General features: G+C 62.9%; 14 protein-coding genes. 6 read left to right on the top strand and 8 right to left on the bottom strand.

From position 1 onward, the window contains the following. Positions 1 to 58: 58 nt before the first annotated feature. Positions 59 to 775, bottom strand: a complete 717-nt coding sequence (locus tag RO069_RS10045; protein ID WP_328187209.1) for an HD domain-containing protein — start codon at positions 773 to 775, stop codon at positions 59 to 61. 86 nt (positions 776 to 861) lie between these two features. On the opposite strand from RO069_RS10045, the gene RO069_RS10040 reads away from it, so the two are divergent. Further along, positions 862 to 1,482, top strand: a complete 621-nt coding sequence (locus RO069_RS10040) for a TetR/AcrR family transcriptional regulator (RefSeq protein ID WP_328187207.1) — start codon at positions 862 to 864, stop codon at positions 1,480 to 1,482. Positions 1,483 to 1,754: 272 nt separating this feature from the next. Beyond that, entirely contained in the window at positions 1,755 to 2,219 is a 465-nt protein-coding gene (locus tag RO069_RS10035; RefSeq protein ID WP_328187205.1) for an SRPBCC family protein, read from the top strand. Positions 2,220 to 2,364: 145 nt separating this feature from the next. On the opposite strand, the gene RO069_RS10030 is transcribed toward RO069_RS10035, so the two are convergent. From RO069_RS10030 to RO069_RS10015, 4 genes are all read right to left on the bottom strand, one after another. After that, on the bottom strand, positions 2,365 to 3,501 hold the full coding sequence (locus RO069_RS10030) for a glycerate kinase (protein ID WP_328187203.1): 1,137 nt from the start codon (positions 3,499 to 3,501) through the stop codon (positions 2,365 to 2,367). A 1-nt stretch (position 3,502) separates the two neighbouring features. Further along, on the bottom strand, positions 3,503 to 4,846 hold the full coding sequence (locus RO069_RS10025; protein ID WP_328187201.1) for a GntP family permease: 1,344 nt from the start codon (positions 4,844 to 4,846) through the stop codon (positions 3,503 to 3,505). A 108-nt stretch (positions 4,847 to 4,954) separates the two neighbouring features. After that, on the bottom strand, positions 4,955 to 6,079 hold the full coding sequence (locus tag RO069_RS10020) for a sugar diacid recognition domain-containing protein (protein ID WP_328187200.1): 1,125 nt from the start codon (positions 6,077 to 6,079) through the stop codon (positions 4,955 to 4,957). A 1-nt stretch (position 6,080) separates the two neighbouring features. Continuing rightward, a complete protein-coding gene (locus RO069_RS10015) occupies positions 6,081 to 6,995 on the bottom strand; it encodes a LysR family transcriptional regulator (protein ID WP_328187198.1) in 915 nt (304 codons plus the stop codon). 134 nt (positions 6,996 to 7,129) lie between these two features. Between RO069_RS10015 and RO069_RS10010 the strand changes: the two genes are divergently transcribed. Both RO069_RS10010 and RO069_RS10005 read left to right on the top strand, forming a co-directional pair. After that, positions 7,130 to 7,570, top strand: a complete 441-nt coding sequence (locus tag RO069_RS10010; protein ID WP_328187196.1) for a VOC family protein — start codon at positions 7,130 to 7,132, stop codon at positions 7,568 to 7,570. Positions 7,571 to 7,583: 13 nt separating this feature from the next. After that, the gene (locus RO069_RS10005) at positions 7,584 to 8,180 is read left to right on the top strand and encodes a glutathione S-transferase family protein (protein WP_328187194.1); all 597 of its coding nucleotides are present in this window, start codon (positions 7,584 to 7,586) and stop codon (positions 8,178 to 8,180) included. Between the two features lie 47 nt (positions 8,181 to 8,227). Here the strand turns inward: RO069_RS10005 and RO069_RS10000 are convergent, their stop codons facing one another. Next, the gene (locus RO069_RS10000; RefSeq protein WP_328187192.1) at positions 8,228 to 9,316 is read right to left on the bottom strand and encodes an aldo/keto reductase; all 1,089 of its coding nucleotides are present in this window, start codon (positions 9,314 to 9,316) and stop codon (positions 8,228 to 8,230) included. Positions 9,317 to 9,475: 159 nt separating this feature from the next. Between RO069_RS10000 and RO069_RS09995 the strand changes: the two genes are divergently transcribed. Continuing rightward, positions 9,476 to 10,435, top strand: coding sequence for an AraC family transcriptional regulator (locus tag RO069_RS09995; protein WP_328187191.1), 960 nt, complete (start codon positions 9,476 to 9,478; stop codon positions 10,433 to 10,435). Between the two features lie 6 nt (positions 10,436 to 10,441). On the opposite strand, the gene RO069_RS09990 is transcribed toward RO069_RS09995, so the two are convergent. Continuing rightward, positions 10,442 to 13,039, bottom strand: a complete 2,598-nt coding sequence (locus tag RO069_RS09990; protein WP_328187189.1) for a DUF2339 domain-containing protein — start codon at positions 13,037 to 13,039, stop codon at positions 10,442 to 10,444. Positions 13,040 to 13,236: 197 nt separating this feature from the next. Next, a complete protein-coding gene (locus tag RO069_RS09985; protein ID WP_328187187.1) occupies positions 13,237 to 14,268 on the bottom strand; it encodes an isopenicillin N synthase family dioxygenase in 1,032 nt (343 codons plus the stop codon). Between the two features lie 562 nt (positions 14,269 to 14,830). Here RO069_RS09985 and RO069_RS09980 point away from each other — a divergent pair. Then, on the top strand, positions 14,831 to 16,192 hold the full coding sequence (locus RO069_RS09980) for an amidohydrolase family protein (RefSeq protein ID WP_328187186.1): 1,362 nt from the start codon (positions 14,831 to 14,833) through the stop codon (positions 16,190 to 16,192). The last annotated feature ends 3 nt before the right edge of the window (positions 16,193 to 16,195 follow it).

Genomic DNA, 16,195 nt, shown 5'->3' with positions numbered 1-16,195 from the left:
GGACAAGCTGAGGCAGTATCTCGGCTGGGCCAACCGACATTCGTCTGGGGCTGACAGGTCAAGGTAAAGGCGCATGCTCTATTTTCTTCAGAAAGCCAAGCTTTATAAATGGGGCCATATAGCTTGAGGGTTTACGCCGCACCTGATCCTTTAGCAGAGCCACCATTCCTTGTTTAAAACCCTCCCTCGGGTAATTTTCCACCACCTGTGCAAGAGTTCGCGGATGAATCTCATCAAGCCATAGCCCTGCAACGTCAACACCTGCGCCATAGTGCAGCAAGGCAATCTCGGGGTTCATTTTATGGGCATGCCCCACCGAGTTATGGTGCACCACCATCTCGTGCACCAGGTCTGCTCTATCAGTGGTCAGGTTCTGATCTATACAGAACGATCGCGCAGCCCGGGCACCGTCTACCTCAAACGTGTTACCACAATCGTATTGGGATGTCAGGCCCAGGTCATGCATGATCGCGCCCATGAACAGCACCTCCCGGTCAAAGGGCTTGCGGACACGGTGCGCCATCGCGACCGCAAAGGCATAACTGCGTAAGCCGTGGTTAACCAGAAACTCCGGGCTACATTCAGCCACCAACGACAGCGCTTTTCTGCAGTGATCAGAATCCGGCATCTGATACTGCTTCTGCGCGATCTCGTCTATCCGTTCGCGCCGAACTTTCCGGGCCGCTTGTCTCGCGACAAACTGTATGTCGGCGGTGACGAAATGACATAGCAGGCAGAACGTGGCCGGAGCCGTTTTGGTGTGAGTCAATGCCATGCTTCTCCCTCTTATATTTTGTACTGAAATGTACAATAATATGGAGAACGGCTTTGGCGCAAATTTTTATGCGGATTAGTACAAATATGACCGGAAAACGTCGCGGGCGCCCGCCCAAGTATGATAGAGATACCGCCCTGGCTCAGGCGGCCGAGGTGTTCTGGGAACGAGGGTTTGCAGCGACATCACTGGATGACCTCGCGCAAGCGATGAACATGAATCGTCCAAGTCTCTACAACGCGTTTGGCGATAAAGAAACCCTGTATCGGCAGGCCATGGCCTGGGTCGATCGGCGCCTGTCTGACCAGTTGGGCACAGCACTTGATACGGAACCTGACCTCAACCGGGCACTCAAAGCATTCTACGACAAGGCATTGACGGTTTATCTGGGCAGGACCACGCCGCTCGGATGTTTTGCCATCTGCACGGCAACAGCACCTGCGCCTCGCAATGAGGCGATCAGGCGAGACCTTGCAGGGATCATCGCGCGGGTAGACGAGGCGTTAATCAGGCGGCTGCAGCAAGCCCAGTCCCAGGGTGCATATCAGGCGTCCGGTTCGGTTCATGACATTGCCAGAGTCCTGCAGGCGGTACTTCACAGCCTTGCTGTTCGGGCCCGGGCGGGTGAATCACATACCGCATTGGAAAAGATCTACAATGCCGCGGTGGACGCCATCGTGCCGGAAATGCCACCGTTGCAGAATTGAAGGCTGAGACGAGGCAATAGTCGTCAAAATTACTCGCCACTCATAGAATGCCCTCCCCTCCTGTCCTTGCGGGCCGCATCAAGGTTGCCCTGAAAATGGGCCATTGAGATAGCCCTTCCTTTCGACAGAACAGAAGGGCCCTGCTGTGTCGATCTCGGAAAGCCTCACCCGACTAACTCGGCAGGAGCAGATCGGTTCCGAAATATCCAGGCTAAGGTCGGTTATTTCGCTACTGTCTGCTGACTGTCCAATGAGATAACAGGGAGACTGGCATGTCCAATGAAGAAACAGGCACAGTTCACTTGCACCGGGTACTGAGAGCCCCGGCCGAGCGGGTTTACAAGGCGTTTACGGATCAAAGTGCTCTGGAGCGCTGGCTGCCGCCGTACGGGTTTACCGGAAAGATTCACGGCACCGTGGACGCCCGCAACGGTGGTGGTTACCGGATGTCGTTCACGAACTTCGGTACCGGCAGCCAGCATTCCTTCACCGTGGAGTACGTCGAGCTGGAGCCGAACCGGCTTATTCGCCACAAGGACCGTTTTGATGACGCTAATCTGCCCGGCGAGATGACGGTAACGATTGATCTCGAAGCGGTGTCCTGTGGGACGGATATTCGTATTGTCCAAAAAGGGATCCCGGCCGTGATTCCGGTGGAAATGTGCTACCTGGGGTGGCAGGAGTCACTGGAGCAGCTTGCCAGGCTCGTTGAGCCGGAGATTCCTGACAACGGCTAGCGAAATCACGACCATGACTACCCCGGCAAGCAAGGCCGGGGCAGTACCTGGCCTTTTGCCTTATATACCAGAAACCGGAACAGAGCGTCCCGACGCGATTGCTTTACAGCTTGGACGCAGCAGGACACCCGGGAATCGGGCAACTTTAGGTCCGGAAAAGACCATGGACGGTCCGGGCCAGTTGCCCCGCCGTCTGCTTCAGGTTGGCTTCGGCCTCGTGCATGGCTTCCTCAAGGGTGGCCGGCCCCGGCACGATGGAATAGGCGGCGGTCAGGCCCAGGTCGTGCATCGCCTGCAGGTCACGGCCCAGCCGGCCACAGAGCCCGATCACCGGCACACCGCTTTTCCGGGCCAGTGAAGAGACCCCGGCCGGGGTCTTGCCGGCGGCACTCTGGGCATCAATGGCGCCTTCGGCGGTAATCACCAGATCGGCCGTGGCAACCTGACCGGCCAGACCCACGGTCTCCATCACCAGTTCGATACCGGATTTCAGGGTTGCCCCCAGCATACCGGCGACCATGCCGCCGATACCGCCAGCGGCGCCGCTACCGGGGAAGGAGTGGATATCATGGCCCTGCTCGGCGGCAAGGCGTGAGAAGTGCGCCAGGGCGCTGTCCAGTTGGCGGACGTCTTCCGGAAGCGCGCCCTTCTGTGGCCCGAACACGGCGGCGGCCCCGTCCGGCCCCAGCAAAGGATTGCTGACGTCACAGGCCACCACCAGCTCAACGCCGGCAAGCGCCTCCAGCGCAGGCGACAGGTCCAGGGTGTCCAGCAACCGCAGGCCGGCGCCACCGGGCGGTATGTCCCGGCCCGACGAATCCAGCAGTCTGGCACCCAGCGCCTGCAGGATTCCGGCGCCGCCATCGGTGGTGGCACTGCCTCCCAGGCACAGCACGAGCCTGTCCGGCCCATGGGCGAGTGCCGCCCTGATCACTTCGCCGGTGCCACGGCTGGTGGCCTGCATGGCGTCCCGCTGCACGGCGGCAACATGGTGTAACCCACTGCCCTCGGCCACTTCCACAATGGCGGTGCGACCGTCATCCACCAGCCCGTATTGCGCACGGACTGTCGCCCCCAGCGGGCCGGTGACGTCGACCGGTATCAGCCTGCCAGCCCGGGACTCCACCAGGGCCACCGTGGTGCCCTCGCCGCCGTCGGCCAGGGGCACCAGGGAAAGGTCGTCCCCGGGCGCGGCCTGTTGCCAGCCTTCGGCAATGGCCGCCGCCACTTCCCTGGCGCTGAGGCATTCCTTGAACGAATCCGGGGCAATGACCACTCGCATGTTACAGCGCCACCAGGGAAACCGCCCAGACCGCCACGATGGTGACAATCCCCATGAACAGGGTGGCAGCGGTATGGGAACGATACGCCGTGGCCACATCCATCTTGCTGAACTGGGAGACCACCCAGAAGTAGCTGTCGTTGGCGTGGGAAATCGTCATGGCACCGGCACCAATGGCCATCACCGCCAGCACCCGGCCAAACTCGGAGTCCAGGCCAAGCTGCCCCATCAGCGGCGCCACCAGGGCCGAGGTGGTGACCAGCGCCACGGTGGACGACCCTTGCGCGGACTTCAGTGCCGCCGCCACCAGGAACGGCATGATGACACTCAGGCCCAACGTGGACAGGGTATCCCCCAGGTAGTCCCCCAGCGGGGTCTCCGACAGCACGCTGCCGAAGGCGCCACCGGCACCGGTGATCAGGATGATCGGCGCGGACACTTCCAGGCCTTTCTGGGTGTGTCGGGCGAACTCCTCAAGCTTACCCTTGCCCTGCAACAGCAGGACGGCAAAGCCCAGGCCAACCATCAGGGCGTTCAGGGGCTTGCCCAGGAAGTTGAGGGTTTCATAGAGCGCCCCCGTGCCCAGCGGTTCGGTGGGATAGCTGGCCACGGAACCCAGGCAGATCAGTACGATGGGCACGAAGATCGGAGCGAACGCGGCCCAGGCGGATGGCAGTTCGCCGTAATGCTCTTTCGCTTCCTCAAAGGCCTCTTCCGCCAGCTCCAGTTCCCGGCTTTGCAGGGTACGGCAACGGGACGCCCAGAACAGGCCCGCACCCGCCGCGATCAGGGCGAACACAAAGCCAACGCCGATCACCAGGCCCAGGTTGTCCTCAAGGCCAAGGTTGCCCGCGGCGGCAATCGGGCCCGGGGTGGGCGGCACCAGGGTATGGGTGGCGAACAGGCCCGTGGACAGGGCCACGGTCATGGCAACCGGCGACACCGACAGGGTGCGGGCCATGGAGCGCTTCAGGCTGTTCAGGATGACAAAACCGGAGTCACAGAACACGGGAATGGACACGATGAAACCCACCAGCGACATGGTCAGCGTCGGGAACCGTGGCCCCAGCACCCGCACGATGCTCTCGGCCATGACGATGGCGGCACCGGTGCGCTCCAGGATCACGCCAATAATGGTGCCGAGCACAATGACCAGGCCGATATAGCCGAGGATACCGCCAAAGCCCGAACGGATCGTGCTTTCGATGGAATCAAGGGGAAGGCCGAAGGCGAAGGCCGCCATGAAGGAGGCCAGCAGCAGCGTAATGAAGGGGTTGAGTTTCAGCTTGCTGGTGGCAAATACAATGAAGGCAATCAGTGCCACAAGGATCAGGACCAGATGCATCTTTTCACTCCGTTAGTCGTTCTTGTCGGAATACGGGTACAAGACGCGACAGTCTAGAAGCTAACCGGCAACAGGTCTTTAGCGGTTTGCACAAAAAACACCCAGCGCTTACCGGGGCTTTTTGTCATTTTCTACAAAACTGGTCGGATGGGTTTCCAACGCGAGGTGCAGCAGCAACAGATCGGGCAGGGAAAACGGGGACAATCCGGTCAGGCTGTGGATCTTGCGCAGGCGATAGCGGACGGTATTGGGATGGATGTGGAGGCGATCGGCGCAGCGCTGCACCTCGCCATTGCACTCGATAAACCGTGACAGGGTCTTCAGGTAGCCCTCGCCCTGTCGCTCATCCCGGACGGCAGCGATCAGGGTCTGCAGATCCTGCTGCTGCCAGCCCGGGGACAGGCTGTGCCAGAGTGCCGCCATGCGCAGATCCGGGTAACACAGGTCCAGGGCCTGCGGCGCCTTGCGCAGCCCCACCTCCCGGGTGGCCTGGACCGACTGGTAACCAAGCTCAAAATCCGTGGTGAACGTCTGCCCCACCGCCAGGGCCACGTCGTCGCGGGTTGTCAGGTTGAGCAGACGGCGGATACGGTCCGAGTCAGGCCGGTCCGATTCCGCCTCCAGGAACACCAGCAGGCGTGAAGCAGACTGCCGGACCGCCAGTACCGGCTTGCCTTTCCGCTCCAGGAAGGACACCAGCGGGGCCAGCACCTCATCCACGGCCCGCTCGCCACGGGCCTCCACGATCACCCCCACCCGCAGGCTGTCCGCCCTGAGCCCCTGCTGTTCGAACCACACCGCCGGTACCGGCTTGCCACTGCAGGCCGCCAGCAGGGTTTCCTCGATGTGGCGTCGGCGATGCTGGCCGGCCTCAAGCAGGGCGACCTGTTCCAGCATCAGTTCGGCGGTTATCCGCACCAGGTCCGCGAAGCGGGACACCTCCTCCGGCGGGCCGGAGATACCCACCACCGCCGCCAGCCTGCCCTCCACCCTCACCGGCAGGTTGACCCCGGGCCGGGCGCCCGGGTAGTTGTCGCAATCCTGCTCGCCAATGATCAGGGGTTCACCACCCTCGGCCACCAGCCGAGCGGCTTCATGAAGGCTGCCCACCCGGTGGGGGTCACCGGACGCGATGATCAGGCCGTCCGGACTCATGACATTCACCGAGTGGCCGATGGCCCGCATGGTGCGGTCGACAATCCTCTGGGCACTACGTTGGTCAAGGACTAGCACGTTATGTCACTCCACCGGATCGGGGTATGGCCCCGATGCGTTGCTGCAATGGTTCCACCACCGAATCCAGGAAGTGCCGTACCCTCGGTGACAGCAGGCGGCTGTGGGGGAAGACAAACTGCACCGGCAGTTCCGACACGATGTAGTCGGCCAGTACCGGCACCAGCGTGCCATCTTCAATGTCTTTCTGCGCCTGGTAACCCAGCACCCGGCACAGGCCGAGGCCGTCCCGGGCGGCGGCCAGCCCTGCCTCGATCCTGTTGACACTGACTACGGGGTGGACGCGCTGTTCCCACGTCTCCCCATCGACCTGAAACCGCCACACCTCACCGGCCGGATCGAAGCAGACAGTCGGCCAGTCCGACAATTGCTCGGGGTGGGTGAGCTCCCCCAACTGTTCGACCAATGCCGGACTGGCACAGATCACGAGTGGCGTGCTGCCGACCACCCGCGCCACCAGGGAGGAATCAGCCAGGTGGCCGATACGCAGCGCCAGGTCAAAGCCCTCCTCGATCATATCCACAATATGATCGTCCAGGCTCAGTTCGGCACTCATGCCCGGGTTCTGCTTGAGCCACTGGTTCAGCAGCGGCGCCAGGTGCAGACGCCCGAAGGTGTCCGGGGCAGTGATCCTCAGTTTGCCCGCCGGGTTGGCGCGGCAGCTGTCGAGCCGGATCTCCATCGCCTCGATATCCGCCAGTATCTGCCGGCTGTGTCGCAGGTATTCATGGCCTTCGTCCGTCAACGCAATACGACGGGTGCTGCGGTTCAGCAGACGAACGCCAAGGTGCTTTTCCAATGTGGCGAGGGTCCGCACCACGGCGGCCGGGGACCGGTCCAGCCTGTCGGCGGCGGCAGACAGGCTGCCCTCGTCGACAATGGCGACAAAGGTGCCCATGGCCTTGAGTTTGTCCATCGTCAGATACCTTCCGCAGCCGCTCACCAGGGATTTGTGCAAAAACCTGAATAAACCTAGCAGGTCCACGGCATTTATTGAATCCGTCTGGAGGCGTTTACTTATGCCACCACGTCACCCACTCGGAGTCAGCCATGAAACAACCCCAGCCCATTCGCCAGTACGACCACGTCGGTATCCGGGTGAGCGATCGCCAGGAGGCGGTGGCCTTCTACGAGCAGCTCGGATTTGAGGAGGTGCGCCATTTCGGCCAGTACGAAGCCAACGAGATGGAAACGCCCGATGGCGTGCGCATCAACCTGATCTTCAATGCCACGCGATTGCCCCACGGCAGGAATGTGCTTCTGGATGAGCCGATCAAGCTGCCCGGTGTCACCCACCCGGCCTTTGTGGTGGATGATCTCTACGCCCTGAAAGACTGGCTTGACCGGGCCGGCATTCCCATCACCGAAGGCATTCACCGCCTTGGCCCACGGCGCATCACCCTGTTTATCCGCGACCCGGACAGGAACGTGCTGGAGTTCAACCAGCTACTGCCTGAACCAGCGACCGACAACGACACCCCCACATCCTGAGGAGGAACCGACCATGACACTGTACGACCTGGAGCTCTCCGGCAACTGCTACAAGATCCGCCTGTTCGCCGCGTTGGCGGGCATCAAGCTGGAACGGGAACCGGTGGACCTGCCCGGCGGCGCCCACAAGCGCTCACCGTTCATTGACCTCAACCCCTGGGGCCAGGTGCCGGTACTGACCGACGGGGACCTGGTGCTGCGGGATTCCCAGGCGATCCTGGTGTACCTGGCGCGCCAGCACGGAGGCCATCAGTGGTGGCCGGATGCCGCCGCCCACCAGGGCGAGATCATGCAGTGGCTGTCCACCGCCGCCAATGAAATCCACAACGGCCCGAACATCGCCCGGCTGGTGGACAAGTTTGGCTACCCACGGGACAAGGCCCGCGCACTGGAGGTCAGTGACCAGATTTTGCCCCTGATCGACCAGCACCTGAGCGAGCACGACTGGCTGGCCCTGGGCCGTCCGACCATTGCGGACTGCGCCATGTTCCCCTACATCGCTGTTGGCTGGGAAGGGGGCGTGTCCCTTGAACCCTATCCGGCGATCCGGGCCTGGATCGACCGTATCAAGGCCCTGCCGGGATATCTCGCCATGCCGGGCATCGATTAGCCGCTGGCGTGCCCTCTTGCTGACTGTAGCGCCGGGGCACGCCCATATCAGCCCTTCATATGCGCCCGGTAAGCCCCCTGCCGCTCCAGCATCCAGCCGGGATACTCCGCCGGCAGGCGGCTGACCTCGTCCAAGGCCGTCAGTTCGTCATCCGAGAAGCGGACCTGGGCCGCCCGGATATTGTCCTGCAGCTGGTCCGTCCGCTTGGCGCCGATAATCACACTGGTGACCGCGTTCTGGTGCAACAGCCAGGCCAGGGCGATCTGCGCCACGCTGACCGGCTGGCCGTCCACCTGCTTGCCGGCGGCGATCTCCCGCATGGTGGCGATCACCGCACTGCCCCGCTCCCGGTCAACCGGCGGGAAGTCGAACTTGGCGCGGCGGTTCTCTTCCGACACGTCCGGCCCCTCGTACTTGCCGGACAGGTAACCACCGGCCAGCGGGCTCCAGACCATCAGGCCGATGTTCTCGGATTCCAGCATGGGGATCACCTCCCGCTCCAGGTCCCGGCCCACCAGGGTGTAGTAAGCCTGTAATGAGAGGATCGGGCACAGGTGACGGGCCCGGGTAATGCCCACGGCTTTCATCACCTGCCAGGCGGCCCAGTTGGACAAGCCGACGTAGCGGACATGGCCGTGTTGAACCAGGGTGTTCAGTGCCTCCAGGGTTTCCTCGATGGGCGTGGCCGGATCGAAACCATGGATCTGGTACAGGTCGATGTAGTCGGTTTGCAGGCGCTGCAGGCTGGCCTTCAATTCGCTCATGATATGGCCCCGGGAGGCCCCGCGGGCGTTGGGACCCTGGCCCATGGGGCCCAGCACCTTGGTGGCCAGTACGACATCTTCGCGGCGAACGTCCAGGTTCTTCAGGGCCTGGCCCACAATGCGTTCGCTGGCGCCACCACTGTACACATTGGCGGTATCGATAAAGTTGATGCCCGCCTCCAGGGCGGTCTTCATCAGCTCGTCGGCCTGTTCCTGCTGCAACTGGCCGATCAGCCCCCACATATCGTCACCGCCACCAAAGGTCATGGTGCCCAGGCACAGTTCCGATACAAACAGCCCCGAGTGGCCAAGCGTACGCAGGCGCAGGGGGGCGTTCTGGTCGGATTGGGGTAGGTTGGGCGTTGTCGTCATGGTCGATCACCTCCTCGTTCGGGAAAGAACCTGCCGGAGCAGGACCGTGTATTCATACTAGGTGACCCATGGCCAATCCGGCTGGCGGAAACTCTCAGGGAATTGCACAATCCTCTCAACCTGCTGGAGGGCATGCTGACCTGTCGCAATGGAAGGCCTATGATTCGATCAGAACAGGAGACCGCCATGACCGCCCAGCCCAACGTCGTTTCGATACAACCGGACAACCCTGCCCTGAACCGTCTCCGTGATCTGGTTGAGCAGCAATGGCTGACCCATGGCCAGGAGAATGCCATCGACGGTCTTCGCCTGACCCGGGCCCTGGAGCCCAGCGGCACCATCCGGGCCCTGTACCAGACCTCGTTCTGCATTGTGCTGCAGGGGGCCAAGGTGACGGCGGTCGGGGAGTCCGCTTTTCATTATCGCCAGGGCGAGTGCCTGCTGGCGTCCGTGAATGTGCCGGTCAACTCCCGCATTGTGGAGGCCGCCCCCGACAGGCCGTATCTGGCCCTGAGCCTGGCGATTGATCCGGCCATGATTTCCGAGCTGCTGGTGACCCATCCAGAGATGGCGTACCGGGGCCCCAGACAGCCGGCCATGGTGACGGCCGGAATGCCGGATGAGCTGTACGATCCTGTCACCCGCCTGCTCCAGCTACTCGACCAGCCGGATGATCGTGAGGTGCTGGAGCCCCTGGTCCGTCGGGAGATCTGCTGGCGTGTCCTGCGCTCGCCGCTGGGGCCGGCCCTGCAGCAGATCGGCCTGAAGGACAGCGATACCGCCCGCATTGGCCGGGTAACGGCCTGGATGCAGGCGAACTACCAGCAACCCTTCCGGGTGGCCGAGCTGGCGGCGATGGCGAGCATGAGTCCGGCCTCTTTCCACCGGCATTTCAAGAGCATCACCCGGTTAACGCCGGTGCAGTTCCAGAAGCTGGTGCGCCTGCAGGAAGCGAGGCGACTGTTGTTAAGCGAGCAGGAGGTGGCGAGCGTTGGCTACCATGTGGGCTACGAAAGCCCCTCCCAGTTCAGCCGCGACTACCGCAAACTGTTCGGGGCGCCGCCGGGCCGGGACAAGGCGGTGATGCGGTCGAGTGTGGCGATTGAGAATGGTGTTTGAGGCGGACTATTCGCCCGCCGATGCAGGCTCATCGCTTTTACGCGTCCGCCGATACACCCACGCCAGTCCCAGCAACGCGAGCCCCAGCCCCATAAAGGCGGCGACCCGCCACAGCCCCTGCAGGCCGGACATGTCCACCAGGAAGATCTTGGCGATGACCACCCCGAGCAGGGCCATGCCGCCCTTATGGAGCCACTCGCTGTTGCGGCGGATCGACCAGAGGATGGCGGCGATGGCGTAGCCCATGCCCACGATGGAGTAGGTATACAGCTCGCCCTCGGACGCACCGTACCAGTAGGCGATGTCGCTGCCCTGCCACAGTTGCCGGATTTCCAGGGACGTGAACAGCAGGAACGCGGCGGCGGCCCCGCACTGGGCCCAGCGCTTCGGCACAAGGTCGGTGAAACGGGCATGGGCCAGGGCCAGCAGCACCGGCGCACCATAGGCCAGCAACAGCAGGTTGAAGACCGGTGTATCGCCAACAAGGTCCATCTGCCACCAGGGATTGTTCACCGTGATCACCGTCAGGTAACTCAGTCCCGCCAGCACCAATAGAATCCGTGCCAGCAGCCGATGGAACCAGGCCATGGAGACACTGGCCTGCGCCCGGATCACGTACACCACGCTCAGGCTGCCCCACAGGGCGGTATTGATGGCCGCCTCGGGGAGCCCATAGCTCTCGATAAAGATCTGACCGTCGTACAGCCAGTAACGCAGGACCGCGCCCAGGAACAACACCACGAAATGCAGGGTCGCACCCTCCAGCCACAACCGGATACGGCTGTCCCGGGACGTCAGCCACGTGGCGATGGCGCTGCTGAGGGCGACGCCGCCATAGGTCAGCAGCGTCCAGTGAACGCTGGCCTCATAGTTGTCCAGCCAGGGGTTGAAGGTCAGGCGCGCCACCACAACCGCCAGTATGGCTTTCAGCAACAGGTACAGCTCCGGGGCCTGGTAACGTCTGGCGAGCAGCACGAGGCTGACGAACTGCGCCGCCAGGGCCAGGGTCAGCGAGGCCTCCTGCAACCACATGACCACCGCCAGGGAGTAGCAGGCATGGGCCGCCAGCAACGCCCAGACCAGGCCGGCCCGATACCGCTCGTTCCGGTCCATAAACCAGGCCAGCCCACCGTACAGCCCTCCGGCCAGCAACGTGAAGATCGCCCAGGGGACCGACGACGTTCCGCCGCTGGTCAGCAGCCACCCGAGCACCAGCCATACCACGGGAGACAACAGCACCAGCGATGCCCAACGCCGGAGGTCCACCTGCTGCTGCCACCGCCAGACGGCCGGCAGGACGGTCGCCACGGCCACCATGCCCAGGTAGGCCAGGAAGGCGCCGTGATGAGCCGTGTCCAGGGGTGTCAGTATCTCAATTGAGTGGCCGCGTCCTGCGTATCCCAGCCAGCCGGCAACCGTGGCCAGCACCGCCGCCCAGGGCAGGAACCAGAGCACACCCCGGCTCATGGGTGCCAACACCGCAAGGGGGAGCAGTATCAGCCATCCGGCAAACATGGGATCGCCCAGGGGCTGCAACGTGATCGACACCGCCCAGGCGAGCAACAACAGGGCCGACGCGACGGCACTTTGATGAATCGGGACCCGGGGCGTTCCCGGTAGCATCGAGAACAGTACAAACAGCGCTGAAAGATACACGGGGACAGACAGATCGCTGGCGAACGAGACCATCACCAGCAGCCACCACAGCAGTGCGCCAGCCAGCGTGGCGTACCACAGCCAGAGACGGAACACGTAGCGCATCAGCATCAGGGAACTGAGGGTAATCACAACGCTGTAGCCCAGCAGGAAGGCGGCACTACCGCCCTCACCACCCACCAGAAGCGGCACCACATAGGCACCACTGAGCCCCATCACCGCCAGCAGCGGCCCGTGCACCAGGGCCAACGCCATGGTAATCAGCGAGACCACCGCCAGGGCGACCAGGGCGGTCGCCGGGCCGAGCAGATCGAAGACGTGAACGCCTGCCAGCAGCGCGGCATAGAGGGTCACGCTGCCGCCGCCGGCAAGCGCCGCGAATATCTGGTCGGATCCCATATGGCGACGGCGCAGGAACTCCGCGCCGGCGTGCAGGGCCAGGCCCACCAACAGCGCCAGCAGGAACTGCTGGACGGGGCCGATCAATCCCGAGGTGATGGAGTGGCTCACCATGAAGATGCCGGCCAGGCTGACACTGAGGGCCCCCAGCCAGACCATCCAGTTTTCTTTCAGGGCGGCCAGCAGGCGGTTTTCCATGGACGTCACTGGCACGGGTTCTGGCGCCGTTGGTGGGACGTCGCGGGAAGGGGCATCAGGTTCGGACGGGGTGACAGGCTGGGGCGTCGGATCAGGCTGTCGGCTCATCGGTTCCGATTCCTGAGCCGGTTCCAGATCCAGATCGAGGAAGGGCTCTTCTCCCGGGTCTTCCCCTGGAGGCGCCTCTTTCAGGCGGGCAAGCTCCTGGCGTAGCTGGGCCAATTCCTTATCAAGTTCCGCCACTCGCCTGGCCTGCCGACCATTGGCACGAAAGGCGAGAAAACCCAGCAATGAGCCCACGGGCACCAGTAACACGATGCCGGCAACTACAACGATAAGAAGAGCTTCCAATGCGTTAATCCTGATCCGCTACGTTATTTTTCTGTGGTCGTGACGGCCTCAAGTTAATGGAAAGCGACGGGGCCAGCAAGACGGACAGTCCAACCCCGTGACACGTATGGGATGTATGCAGTGAATAGACGCCCGGGAGGCCCTGGCTGATTGCGCTGGAACCCGGGGCTTCCGGCAGAAACCCCGGGAAGTATGGGTTACTCCCTGGCAGCCGCGGCCTTCTCAGCCGCATCAAAGTTCGCCTGGATCCGCTGCAGCAGGTAATCCCGGGCGGAGATGGGCGGGTACTTCTTCTCCGGGCCCTGGATGATCTCTTCCTTGTTGGCCTGGCAGAAGAAGGCCAGGCTGTAGCGGGGACCGTTGTAGTCGCCCGGTTTGGGCATGCGTACCCGGTGCAGGGTGGACTTGAGGCGGTCGTCGCTCCAGCGCATCAGCATATCGCCGATGTTGCAGGTGATACGGTCTTCCTTCGGGGTCACGCTGAACCACTCCCGGTCATCGCCCTTGCCTTCCGCGTCCTTGCCGGGGCTGACCTGCAGGCCACCCTGGCCTTCCTGCTGGAACACCATGGTCAGGCAGTCGAAGTCAGTGTGGGCGCCGGCTCGCCAGATGGATTCGTCGGGCTGGTGATCCTCCGGCAGCGGCAGGTAGTGCAGCAGCCGCAGGGTGCTCTGGTAGTCTTCCTGGCTGCGATCGTGAGCGCGGGTGAAGAAGTCCCGTTCAAAACCCAGGCGCTCGGCGAAGCAGGACAGCACCTTCATGCCCAGTTGCCAGGCCCGGTGCTCGAAGTCCAGCATCACCCGGTGGAACTCCGGCACCAGGGTCTGGTTCGGCCAGAGGTCGTCCATATGCGGCAGAGTGATCTGGAAGGACTCCTTGTCATCCGCGGTGCCGGTGGACGGGCGCACCTGGGACTTGAACTCCCAGCCGGCGTTCAGGCCCTTCTTCAGGGGGAACCGCTGCTTTTCGGCTTCTGGCAGGGCGAAGAATTTTTCCGACAGGCCAAAGGCCTGTTTGACCAGGGCCAGGTCCAGGCCGTGGTTGGAGAGCTGGAAGAACCCCACTTCCGTAGCGGCGTCCCAGAGCTGGTCGGTGATCTCCTCCCGCCGCAGGTCGAAGTCGGTCAGGTCGATCACGGGCACGTCCCGGTCGATCTCCTTTCCCATGCCACCAAAGGTGGTCTCCAGGTTCAGTTCCTTGAGGGTGTATTTCTCTGCAGTAGTGGTCATCGGTGCCTCCCGGGCAACTCGTCAGTAAACAGTGGACACCGGAGGCGAACAGGCAGGTAACGGCGGGAAGGCAGTGGGTCTGGAGCACTGTCGCCGCCAACCGTTCTGGCATCTCCGGTCGACGACTGAGCAATGACCCGACACCAACCGGATGGCTGGCGCCTGACTGCTTCTACTCAGACTGGGCAGGTAAGCCACCTGGCTATGCCCTGCAGAAGAGTAGGAAGCAGCATCCATGCCACCGACTCCCGAGGAAAACTCTTCTGACAATCAGCCACTTGGCCACAGTGCCGGTATGCATCCACCCTGTTCCGGAACCATGACGGTGCACAATCTGTCACAGATGCACCGTGAAGGTGCTACGTTGAGGCTTATCAGGCGAACAAATCGTTGATCTGACCAGTTGGTCAGATAATGGAAACGATCTTGCATTGCGCTATCTACCAGTGTCATTCCAGACACAGCCAGTGTCGTACCATACACAGAGAGTAGAAGCGGTCAGAGGCCTGCCGGAACGGTGAGGCTTCGGGACATTGCTCTTTCGTTCGCAGAGGAGCAACCAGTGAACTATCTGATCCAGAATGCCGTCGCGATACATTCCGAGGAGGTCCCCGGCGCCCGGGACATCCGTATCCGCGATGGTCGCATTACCGAGTTGGGCCGGGACCTGACGCCCACACCCGAGCACGCGGAAACCGTTATCGATGCTTCCGGCTGCGTCGTCTGGCCGGGGCTGGTGAACACCCATCACCACCTGGCCCAGTCCATCATGAAGGGGGTGCCCGCAGGGCTGAACCAGGGCCTCGGCGAATGGCTCAGCAGTGTGCCCTACCGGTTCTGGCCCAAGGTCACCCCGGAACTGATGTACCACGCCGCCCGCCTGGGCCTGTACGAGCTGATCCGTTCCGGCACCACCACCTGCGCCGACCACCATTACCTGTACCACGCCACTACCAGCCCGGAACTGGAAGAAGCCGTCTGGCAGGCGGCGGAGGATCTGGGCATCCGACTGGTGCTGTGTCGTGGCAGTGCCACGGAAACCGGCTCCCATGAGGGCATGATCGAGCACCGCATTGAGCCGGAAACCATTGAACAGGTGATCGACCGCCTGGATGCCACCCGTCGCAGGCACCATCAGGACGGCCCCAACGCCATGAAGAAGCTGGTGGTGGCCCCCACCAGCCTGATCCACTCCAGCACACCGGACGGCCTGAAAGCGCAGGCACAATGGGCCCGGCAGCATGGCCTGAAGATGCACTCGCACCTGCTGGAGGTGGCGTTCGATGAGATCCAGGCCCGGGAGAAGTACGGCCTGAGCGCCATCGACTACGCGGAATCCTGTGACTGGCTGGGGCCGGACGTCTGGTACGCCCATCTGGTGCACAGCGATCCGCACGCCATTGAGCGTCTTGCCGCCACCGGTACCGGCATTGCCCATTGCCCCACCTCCAACTGCCGGCTGGGTAGCGGTATCGCGCCCGTCATCGATATGCAGAAAGCCGGGGTGCCGGTCTCCCTGGCGGTGGACGGTTCCGCCTCCGCCGAGTCCGGCTCCATGCTGCAGGAACTCAACCTCACCTGGCTGATACACCGGGCGGTGCACGGCCCTGACGCCACGACGCTGGAACAGGTGCTGGACTGGGGCAGCCGGGGCGGTGCGGATCTTCTGGGCCTTGGCGATACCGGCACCCTCGCGGTGGGCAAGGCGGCGGACCTGGTGCTGTACGACATCGACCAGCCCCGATTTGCCGGCGTGCACTCGCCACTGATGGCACCGCTGATGTGTGGTGAGCCGGTGTTTGTGCGGGACAGCTTTGTGCAGGGACGGCAGATTGTGAAGGATGGCCGGATCGGCGACCTGGATGAGACCGAACTGACCCGCCAGGTGCAGGAGAGCGTTGCCAAACTACTGGCCGACGCCTGAGTA

It is taken from the genome of Marinobacter sp. OP 3.4 (assembly GCF_036224885.1).
Lineage (GTDB): Bacteria > Pseudomonadota > Gammaproteobacteria > Pseudomonadales > Oleiphilaceae > Marinobacter.
The sequence above is the reverse complement of the archived record's forward strand: the minus strand, read 5'-3'. Positions and strand labels throughout refer to the sequence as shown.

Bases quoted from the DNA above. Each gene is read 5' to 3' on its own strand.
- RO069_RS10045 (WP_328187209.1), bottom strand. From the start codon at position 775: ATGGCATTGACTCACACCAAAACGGCTCCGGCCACGTTCTGCCTGCTA.
- RO069_RS10040 (WP_328187207.1), top strand. From the start codon at position 862: ATGACCGGAAAACGTCGCGGGCGCCCGCCCAAGTATGATAGAGATACC.
- RO069_RS10035 (WP_328187205.1), top strand. From the start codon at position 1,755: ATGTCCAATGAAGAAACAGGCACAGTTCACTTGCACCGGGTACTGAGA.
- RO069_RS10030 (WP_328187203.1), bottom strand. From the start codon at position 3,501: ATGCGAGTGGTCATTGCCCCGGATTCGTTCAAGGAATGCCTCAGCGCC.
- RO069_RS10025 (WP_328187201.1), bottom strand. From the start codon at position 4,846: ATGCATCTGGTCCTGATCCTTGTGGCACTGATTGCCTTCATTGTATTT.
- RO069_RS10015 (WP_328187198.1), bottom strand. From the start codon at position 6,995: ATGGACAAACTCAAGGCCATGGGCACCTTTGTCGCCATTGTCGACGAG.
- RO069_RS10010 (WP_328187196.1), top strand. From the start codon at position 7,130: ATGAAACAACCCCAGCCCATTCGCCAGTACGACCACGTCGGTATCCGG.
- RO069_RS10005 (WP_328187194.1), top strand. From the start codon at position 7,584: ATGACACTGTACGACCTGGAGCTCTCCGGCAACTGCTACAAGATCCGC.
- RO069_RS10000 (WP_328187192.1), bottom strand. From the start codon at position 9,316: ATGACGACAACGCCCAACCTACCCCAATCCGACCAGAACGCCCCCCTG.
- RO069_RS09995 (WP_328187191.1), top strand. From the start codon at position 9,476: ATGATTCGATCAGAACAGGAGACCGCCATGACCGCCCAGCCCAACGTC.
- RO069_RS09985 (WP_328187187.1), bottom strand. From the start codon at position 14,268: ATGACCACTACTGCAGAGAAATACACCCTCAAGGAACTGAACCTGGAG.